Below are 8,717 nucleotides of genomic sequence, written 5' to 3'. Positions count from 1 at the left end.
CGTCAGATGTGTATAAGAGACAGACCCTGTATCGCGGGCCGGCCACGCCCGGCAGCGCGGCCGCGCTCGCCTTCGGCTTGGGCGTCCCGGATGGCGACACCATGCAGATGAAGAAGCTGCGCGGCGGCATCGGCGCCCTGACCTCGCACCTGGGCGCGCTACTGGAAAGCCAGGGTGGCGAAGTGCGGCTGCGATCCAAGGTCGCCGAGATCCTGGTCGCCGACGGGCGGGTGCGCGGGGTGCGCACCGAGGCCGGCGAGGAGTTGACCGCCCCGATCGTCGTCTCCGGCATCGCGCCCGACGTCACCGTCAACGACCTGATCGATCCGGCCCTGGTGCCCGCCGACATTCGGGAGCGGTTCGCCCGGACCGACCATCGCGGCAGCTACCTGCAGATGCACTTCGCGCTCGAGGAGGCGCCGGAGTTCGCCGCGCCCTACGAGGCGCTCAACGACCCTGCCATGCAGGCGTCGATAGGCCTGTTCTGCACGCCGGAGGAGGTCCAGCAGCAGTGGGAGGACTGCCGCCGCGGGATCGTGCCGGCCGACCCCACGGTGGTGCTGCAGATTCCGACGCAGAACGATCCGGACCTGGCGCCCGAGGGCAAGCACGCCGCCTCGGCGTTCGCGCTGTGGTTCCCCATCGAGGGCGGCGCCGACTACGGCGACGCGAAGGTCGAGATGGGCCAGCGCGTGATCGACAAGATCACCCGGCTGGCGCCGAACTTCGAGCGCAGCATCATCCGGCACACCACCTTTACCCCCAAGCACATGGGCGTGATGTTCGGCGCCCCGGGCGGCGACTACTGCCACGGGCTGCTGAGCTCGGACCAGATCGGGCCGAACCGGCCCGGCCCCAAGGGTTTTCGCGGTCAGCCCATTCCGATCGAAGGGCTTTACCTGGGCAGCGCCGGTTGCCATGGGGGTCCGGGCATCACCTTCACCCCCGGCTACAACGCGGCGCGCCGCGCGCTCGAAGACCGCACGGCCTAGGGACGAAGCTAGCCGCGCCGGCGCAGCAGTTCGTCCAGCAGGGCGGTGAACTCGTCCGGTCGCGCCGGTGTGAAGGCCGGGCTGGGTGAAATGCCGGGCACGTCCAGGGTGATCAGCGTCGACCTGAGCGGCCGGCTCACGTCCAGCGGCAACCAGCGGCGTAGGTCCGAGCTGCCCCAGATCCGGAACCGGTGGGTGAGCAGGCCCAGGCCCTCGGCCTTGTAGCCACGAATCGCGCTCAGGGCGATGACTTTCGACGTACCCGACGGAAAGTGATAGCGCCGCAACGTGATCGCCGCGCGGTCCAGCTGAACCAGGCCGTCGTCGTAAGACTGGCCGGGGCGGTCGTTCATGCCCGTGAACTTCGCAGTTCGTGGCCGCGCGCCGTCAGGCAGCGCCCGTCGTCCAACCGCCACTGCCAGCCGTGCAGATTGCAGGTCAACGTGTTGCCCTCCACCACACCGAATCTCGACAGGTCGGCCTTCAGGTGGGGGCAGCGACGCTGAATCTCCCAGCCCTCCAGCGTGATCGACGAGGAATCGTCATGCGTCTCGGCGAACCAGCCGTCGGCGTAGGCGATTCGCTCGTCGGTGAGGCACTTGAAGAAGGTGTAGAGGTATTCGTTGTAGCCGCCGACGCGCCACGCCCGGAATCGGGTGGACAGGAAGATGGTGTTCACCCAGTCCGGTTCCCGGTCGCGCAGCACGGTGCGGACCAACTCGGGGGCGATGGCGAACCCGTATCTGACCTTTTCGTCGGGAATGCGTTCCCGCACGGCACGTTTCGGAAAGTCCAGGACCACCGTCTCCGGGCCGATGACGAGTTCGACGGGATAGCCGATGCCGTCGCAGATCTCGTCGCTTTGGGCCATGATCGGTTCGAACAGCGCGCGCAGCGGCTCCAGCAGCGGTTCCCCGGTGGCCGGGGCCCAGCCGGCCCGCTCCGCGGCCAGGACGGGCGCCATCCGCTCGGCGTAGTCGGCGAGGTAAGCCCGCTTCCCGGTGGTGAAGATCGCCTCGACCTGGTCATCGGGCAGGGGATGGCGCAGCGAGTTCAACGCGGTGCCGGTGAAGTCGGCGGTCGAGCCGGGGATCATCAGCAGGCCGCCGTCGTGGCCGTGGGTGCGCATCTGGTCGAGGAACACCATCTGGTCGGGAAATATGTTCGCCGCATCGTCGTGGTCGTCGTTGAGGTGACGCAATTCGGGGTCCAAGAAGCACGGCGGCCCCGCCGACGGGATCACCCACGTCGCGCCGACCTGGGCGATGTACTGGCGGGCGCGGTCCATCTGCCGCTGCCGCTTCTGGACGCCGAAGGACTCCTTCGCGCGGGCCGGCATGTCGTAGACCATCGGGTACCAGATCGCACCGGAGTACTGCAGCATGTGCACGTCGATGTGTCCGAAGGCGGACGCCAGCACGTCCAGGTCGACCGGCCGGGCGTCGTTCATGTTGAAAGCCGTTGTCACGCCGTCGGACACCACCAGGGCCGAGTCGCCGAGCGGGCCATCGGCCGGCGCCCGCAGGGCGATGATCATCACGTCCAGGTCGCCCTTCGGGCCGCCGACCCGGTGCTTGACCGAGTTGCTGGTCTCGAAGAACCGATAAAACCCCAGCTCCTGCAACGCATTTCGGAGGTCGGGCACTGGGAAGTCGGGCAGCAGCACCACCGCGTCCTTGTTGACGTGCTCGGCCAGATTCTTGGCGTCGAAGTGATCCTTGTGCAGGTGCGACAGGTACAGGTAGTCGCAGTCACCAAGCCGGTCCCAGTCCAGCCCGGTGTTGTCCGGGAAGGGGAACCACGACGCGAAGTAAGCGGGGTTGACCCAGGGGTCGCAAAGGATGCTGCCCGCGGGGGTCTCGATCAGAAATCCGGCGTGACCTACGCTCGTGACCTGCACAAACACCTTCCTGGGGCCGCTAGAGGGGCCTTCGCGGCCCGCGGCCGGGTAACGACTTTTCAGCCCCCGAGCTTAGCGCGAGGCGGCGGGGCCGGCGCGACGTCGCAGGGCGCCTCCTTTCGGCACTTCGGGTGACTCACAGCCAGGAGCACTAGGCTGGGCAGCTGTGGAACCGGTATACGGGACTGTCATTCAGCTTGCCCGCTTGGTGTGGCGCCTACAGGGTCTCAAGATCACGGTCGCGGGCGTGGAAAACCTGCCGAAAAGCGGTGGTGCGGTCATTGCCATCAACCACACGGGCTACCTCGACTTCACGTTCGCGGGCCTGCCCGCCTACCAGCAGGGTCTGGGCCGGAAGGTGCGGTTCATGGCCAAGCAGGAGGTGTTCGACAACAAGATCACCGGGCCGATCATGCGCAGCCTGCGGCACATCTCCGTCAATCGTCAGGACGGGGCCGCCTCCTACGAGGAGGCGGTCAGGAACCTCAAGGATGGTGAGCTGGTCGGCGTCTACCCGGAAGCCACGATCAGCCGCAGCTTCGAGATCAAGGAGTTCAAGTCGGGGGCGGCCCGGATGGCGGTCGAGGCGGGGGTGCCGATCGTTCCCGTGATCGTCTGGGGCGCGCAGCGCATCTGGACCAAGGGCCACCCCAAGAAGCTGTGGCGCCCGAAGGTGCCCATCACGGTGCTCGTCGGCGAGCCGATCGAACCGACGCTGGGCGTCGAGGAGCTCAAGGGGTTGCTACACTCGCGGATGCAACACCTGCTCGAGCGGGCCCAGGAGATGTATGGGCCGCATCCCGCCGGCGAGTACTGGGTGCCGCGCCGGTTGGGCGGTAGCGCCCCGTCGCTGGCCGAGGCCGCCCAGCTGGACGCCGAGGAGGCGGCCGAGCGCGCGGCTCGGCGGGCTCGGAACGCGGGACCGCCGGAGTAGCGATCGATGGTGGAGCCGATCTTCCGCACGCTCGAGGTTCTGGCTCGGCTGGTGGTTTTGGCCACCGGCACCCAGATCTCCTACGGCGGCGAGGAGAACATCCCGGCCTCCGGCGGCGCCGTGATCGCGATCAACCACACCAGCTACGTCGACTTCCTGCCCGCCGCGCTGGCCGTGCACCGGCGGCATCGCCGGCTCAGGTTCATGATCAAGGCCGAGATGCAACAGGTGAAGATCGTCAACTTCCTGATCAAGCACACCGGGACCATTCCGGTGGACCGCGGAGCGGGGGCCGGCGCCTACGCGGTTGCCGTGCAACGTCTCCGCGAGGGTGAGCTGGTCGGGGTCTATCCGGAGGCCACCATCAGCCGCAGCTTCGAGCTCAAGGAGTTCAAGACGGGCGCCGCCCGGATGGCCATCGAGGCGCGCGTCCCGATCGTTCCGGTGATCGTCTGGGGCGCGCACCGCATCTGGACAAAAGATCACCCGCGCAACCTCCGGCGCGCCAAGTTACCCATTAAAGTGCAGGTGGGCGCGCCGGTGCCGGCGGCCGAAGACATCGCGCGGACCGACGCCGCGCTGCGCGAGTCGATGACCGCGTTGCTGCACCAAGTGCAACAGCAGTATCCGCACGAACCCGGGGCGTACTGGACGCCACGCCGCCTGGGCGGTGGGGCACCGACAATGGCCGAGGCCGCGCGGATGGAGGCGGACGAGGCCGCGGCGCGGGCAGCCGGCCGCAGCGAACGGCCGTCAGGGTAGGCGAAGGAGACGACATGCCTGAGGGGTTCTACCGGCTGTGCGAGTGGATCGTGCCGCCGATGGTCGCGATGCAGGGGACCAAGTTCACGTATCGGGGGCTGGACAACATCCCCGAGCGGGGCGGCGCGCTGCTGGCGCAGAACCACACCAGCTACCTGGACTGGCTGCCGACGCTGCTCGCCGTGCGCGAACGCCACCGCCGCGCGTACTTCATGATCAAGGCGGAGATGGCCGACGTGAAGGCGGTCAACTACGTCATCAACCACGCCCGGCTGATCCCGGTGGACCGCACTAACGGGAACGGCGCGTTCGAGCTGGCCACGCAGCGGCTGCGGCAGGGCGAGCTGATCGGGATGCACCCCGAAGCCACGATCAGCCGCAGCTTCGAGCTGCGGGAATTCAAGACCGGTGCGGCCCGGATGGCCCTGGACGCCCAGGTGCCCATCGTGCCGGTCATCGTCTGGGGCGCCCATCGGATCTGGCCCAAGGATCATCCAAAGAAGGTGTGGCGCAACAAGGTTCCGATCACCGTCGCCGCCGGGCGGCCGCTGCCGCCGCGCGGGACGCCCGAACAGCTCAACGCGGAGCTGCGCCAGGCGATGAACGCGTTGCTGTACCAGGTGCAGGAGGAGTACCCGCACCCGGAAGGCGAGTTCTGGGTGCCGCGGCGGCTCGGGGGTGCCGCGCCCACCCAGGACGATTCCCGGGCGATCCGCCTGTCGGAGCTGCAGGCGCGGATGCAGAAATACGGCACCGACGGCGTGACCCGGCCGGGGCAGGACCAGAGCGGAGTGCACTGACCAGATGACGTCAACGTGACCCAGCCGGCGCTCATCGCCTGCGACGTCGACGGCACCCTCTTCGACGACAACGAAACCATCACCCCGCGCACCCGCGACGCCATCCGCGCCGCGGTCGGCGCAGGCGCGAAGTTCGTCGTGGCGACCGGCCGCCCGCCGCGCTGGATACGCCCCGTGGTCGACGCGCTCGGCTTCGCGCCGATCGCGGTGTGCGCCAACGGCGCGGTCGTCTACGACCCGTCGACCGACCGGGTGGTGTCCACGCGAACGCTGCCGGTCGACACCCTGGCCGAGCTGGCCGAGATCGCCACGCGCGTCATCCCGGGCGCGGGCCTTGCCGTCGAGCGAATCGGCGAGCGCGCCCACGACACGGCGACCCCGCAGTTCATCAGCTCGCCCGGCTACGAACATGCGTGGCTGAACCCGGACAACACCGAGGTGTCGATCGAGGACCTGCTCAGCGCGCCGGCCATCAAGCTGCTGATCCGCCGCAACGGGGCCCGCAGCGCCGATATGGCCGCCGCGCTGGCCAAGCATGTCGGCCTGGAGGGCGATATCACCTACTCCACCAACAACGGCCTGGTGGAAATCGTGCCGCTGGGCATCAGCAAGGCCACAGGTGTGGACGAGGTGGCCAGGCCGCTGCAGATCGGCAGCGAGGAGGTGGTGGCGTTCGGCGACATGCCCAACGACCTACCGATGCTGCGCTGGGCCGGTCATGGCGTGGCGATGGGCAATGCCCACCCCGACGTGCTCGCCGCCGCCGACGAGGTCACCACCGTCAACAACGACGATGGGGTGGGACGGGTGCTGGAACGCTGGTGGCTCAGCCCCTAGGTCGACGGGTGCGCCGGCAGCGAAAAGTGCTCGGGCGGAATAGTTGGGCCGCTCGGGGGCTGGGTCGACAGCGGCGTGGTGATTCCCTCGGCGACCTCGGTGACGTCGCCGGTGAGGCGGTCGTAGTTCAGCGTCCCGTGCTGGAAATTCTGCGTAATCTGTAGCGGCTCTTGAATTTCCGCGCTGGTTGGCAAACCGAGCGGGCCTCGTTCGTAGCTCAGCGACGCCCAGGCGTCGTAGATCGCGCCGGTGACGGGCTGGGCGCCGGTTGCGGGCGACCAGTACATGGCGCCCCTTGCGAAGGTGACGTACCGAGCGTCGCCCTCGGCGCTGTCTTCCGGTGAGGTCGGCGCGCCGAGCACGCTGTTCATCCCGCCCATCGCCTGCCAGTGGTCGTAGATCGCGCCGCCCTGCAGGGCCTTGATCAACTCCTCCGGCGGATCGTTGAAATGCGAAGCGATGTCGCGCACTTCGTCCATCAAGGCGTAGGCGGCGTTGCCCGGGCAATCGGTGTTGCCGACGTCGCGGTGGGTGAAGATGGTCGGCAACGTCGCGACGGAACCGGCCGGGAAGGTGGTGTAGTGACTGCCTGCCGACTCCAGCGCGACCGTGCCCTTGGGGTCGACGCCGTCCAGGCCCAGCCGCCAGCCGAGCAGCCGGCCCAGGGTGCGCAGCTGAATCGGGGTCGGCGGTACGTCGTCGAAATTGCCGATCATCGCCACACCCCAGGTGTTGCGGTTGAAGCCGCCGGTGTGGAACGCCTCGACCGCTTTGGTGAGCCCCCCGGCGCTGCCCTCGAACACCTGGCCGTACTTGTCGACCAGCGCGTTGTAGGCGATGTCGCACCAGCCCAGGGTCTTGCTGTGATAGGTGTAAATGGCCTTGACGATCCCGGCCGATTCCAGCGGCGAGTAGTCGTTACTGCCCGCGGTGTGGTGCACGACGGCCGCGCGAATCCCGTTGTCGTACTGGGGACTACCGCATCGCAGCGATTCGTCGGCGCCCCACTGCGCCCGGCTGATGATGGCGGGCGCCTGCCCGGGCATCAGGACGCCGGACGGTGGGGTCCACTGCGTTTCGGTGGGCGCTTGCGGCGGCGAGATGAGGATCGCGGAGATGTTCTGCCCGAACGGCTGCTCGCGCGACGCCGGCTTGTAACCGAGGGCGGCCTCGCTGGGCGGCGCGGGCGGCGCTTGGGTCAGCGGCGCATCGATCGGACGGGTGACCGCGATCTCGACGGTCGTGGTGGTGCCGACGAACACCGGGTCGGTGCCGCGCGGCCCCTCCAGGGACCCGGCGGCCGTCGCCCCGTCGGGCGCCGCGGTTTCGTACTCGGTCTGGTACCACGGCCCCCAGGAACCGTCGGGGCGCCTCGCCCGCACCCGCGTCGACGTGCCGGCCAGGTCGCCGGTGAGCGCGACGAGGGAGAACGGGGTGTCCTGGCTGATCTGGCGAACGGTCACACCCCCGCCCAGGCCGACCAGCGGCTGTTCGGCCAGTTGGGTGCCGCGGGCCGGCGGCGATCCGGCGGTGCCGCGGTCGCGCGTCGTGTCCGCCACCCAGGACACGATGACGACGGTCGCCACGATGGCGGTGAGCAACGTCGTCGGCCCACGGCTAGGAGACACCAGCCGATGTTACTTGTGTTTCTAATGTTATTGATGAGACGACACGAGCTGGGCGTCTGGAATGTGGACAAAATTCGACGGCACCGCAGAAAGATCTGCGGTGCCGTCTGGTTGGAGGGTTCCCCGAAGGTCTAGACGGGAGGCAGGACCGGCGCCGCACCCGCGGCGGCCGGCAACGCCCCGGCAGCGCCCGCGGCGGCCGGCAACGCCCCCGCGGCAGCGGGCAAGGCGCCCGCTGCACCCGGCAGGGCACCGGCCGCGCCGGGCAGTGCGCCCGCGGCGCCCGCAGCGGCAGGCAACGCGCCGGCGGCCGCGCCCGGCAGAGCACCCGCCGCGCCCGGCAGGGCACCGGCGGCGCCCGGCAGCGCGCCCGCGCCGCCGTGCAGTCCCTGCGTGATCGCCGGCATCACCAAGCCCTTGAGCAGGTCGATGGCCTGACCGGCGCCCAACTGGTTGGCGGCCTGCATGACGTCGTTGACCAGACCGCCGCTGCCGCCGCTCGAGCTTCCGCCGCCACCGGTGCCGAGGCCCGTGCCGCCGCCGATCGGCGAGCCGTTGCCGAAGGACGACGGGTCACCGAGGATCGGGTAGGTCCCGTCGGCGCCCGGGTCCAACGCGGCCGGGGCCGTGATCGGCACCTCACCGGCGGCCGTCGGACTGCCCAGTCCGGGCGCGACGCCGGCCGGGCTGGTCAGCCCGGGGTTGGAAAGCGCCGGGTTGAGCCCCGCGCCCGGGGTCGCCACTCCGGCACCCGGGGTGGTCGGCAACGCGCCGGGGGCGGTGAGCCCCGGCGTCGTGGGCGCCAGGCCCGGGGTCGTCAAGCCGGGGCTGGCAGCGCCGGGGCTGGTCAGGCTCGGGCTGGTC

8 protein-coding genes and 1 pseudogene are annotated in these 8,717 nt (G+C 69.5%); 5 read left to right on the top strand and 4 right to left on the bottom strand.

The features are described from left to right. Nucleotides 1-992, top strand: a 992-nt coding sequence (locus WU80_RS23080; RefSeq protein ID WP_197286011.1) for an NAD(P)/FAD-dependent oxidoreductase, incomplete at its 5' end; no start/stop codon positions are given. An 8-nt stretch (nucleotides 993-1,000) separates the two neighbouring features. Here WU80_RS23080 and WU80_RS23075 read toward each other — a convergent pair. Together WU80_RS23075 and WU80_RS23070 are read right to left on the bottom strand one after the other, a co-directional pair. Next, entirely contained in the window at nucleotides 1,001-1,345 is a 345-nt protein-coding gene (locus WU80_RS23075; RefSeq protein ID WP_055405397.1) for a hypothetical protein, read from the bottom strand. Continuing rightward, entirely contained in the window at nucleotides 1,342-2,892 is a 1,551-nt protein-coding gene (locus WU80_RS23070; RefSeq protein WP_055405398.1) for an MBL fold metallo-hydrolase, read from the bottom strand. The genes WU80_RS23075 and WU80_RS23070 overlap by 4 nt, the downstream gene beginning before the upstream one ends. A gap of 166 nt (nucleotides 2,893-3,058) precedes the next feature. On the opposite strand from WU80_RS23070, the gene WU80_RS23065 reads away from it, so the two are divergent. From WU80_RS23065 to WU80_RS23050, 4 genes are read left to right on the top strand one after another with little or no spacing between them, the layout of a single operon-like run. Continuing rightward, entirely contained in the window at nucleotides 3,059-3,826 is a 768-nt protein-coding gene (locus WU80_RS23065) for a 1-acyl-sn-glycerol-3-phosphate acyltransferase (protein ID WP_055405399.1), read from the top strand. 6 nt (nucleotides 3,827-3,832) lie between these two features. Continuing rightward, complete coding sequence (locus WU80_RS23060; RefSeq protein WP_055405400.1) at nucleotides 3,833-4,588, top strand: 1-acyl-sn-glycerol-3-phosphate acyltransferase; 756 nt, start codon at nucleotides 3,833-3,835, stop codon at nucleotides 4,586-4,588. Nucleotides 4,589-4,602: 14 nt separating this feature from the next. After that, nucleotides 4,603-5,388 carry a 1-acyl-sn-glycerol-3-phosphate acyltransferase gene (locus WU80_RS23055; RefSeq protein WP_055405401.1) on the top strand — a complete coding sequence of 262 codons (786 nt, stop codon included), beginning with the start codon at nucleotides 4,603-4,605 and terminating at the stop codon, nucleotides 5,386-5,388. A 15-nt stretch (nucleotides 5,389-5,403) separates the two neighbouring features. Continuing rightward, entirely contained in the window at nucleotides 5,404-6,225 is an 822-nt protein-coding gene (locus tag WU80_RS23050) for a Cof-type HAD-IIB family hydrolase (protein ID WP_055405402.1), read from the top strand. Here the strand turns inward: WU80_RS23050 and WU80_RS23045 are convergent. Both WU80_RS23045 and WU80_RS23040 read right to left on the bottom strand, forming a co-directional pair. Continuing rightward, on the bottom strand, nucleotides 6,222-7,853 hold the full coding sequence (locus WU80_RS23045) for an LGFP repeat-containing protein (protein WP_197281334.1): 1,632 nt from the start codon (nucleotides 7,851-7,853) through the stop codon (nucleotides 6,222-6,224). The two genes, WU80_RS23050 and WU80_RS23045, sit on opposite strands and share 4 nt — an antisense overlap. Before the next feature lie 131 nt (nucleotides 7,854-7,984). Continuing rightward, nucleotides 7,985-8,717: pseudogene (locus WU80_RS23040) on the bottom strand (hypothetical protein); the annotation flags it as partial.

It is taken from the genome of Mycobacterium sp. UM_11, from assembly GCF_001414075.1.
GTDB lineage: Bacteria > Actinomycetota > Actinomycetes > Mycobacteriales > Mycobacteriaceae > Mycobacterium.
This window is presented reverse-complemented; position numbering and strand designations above follow the sequence as displayed.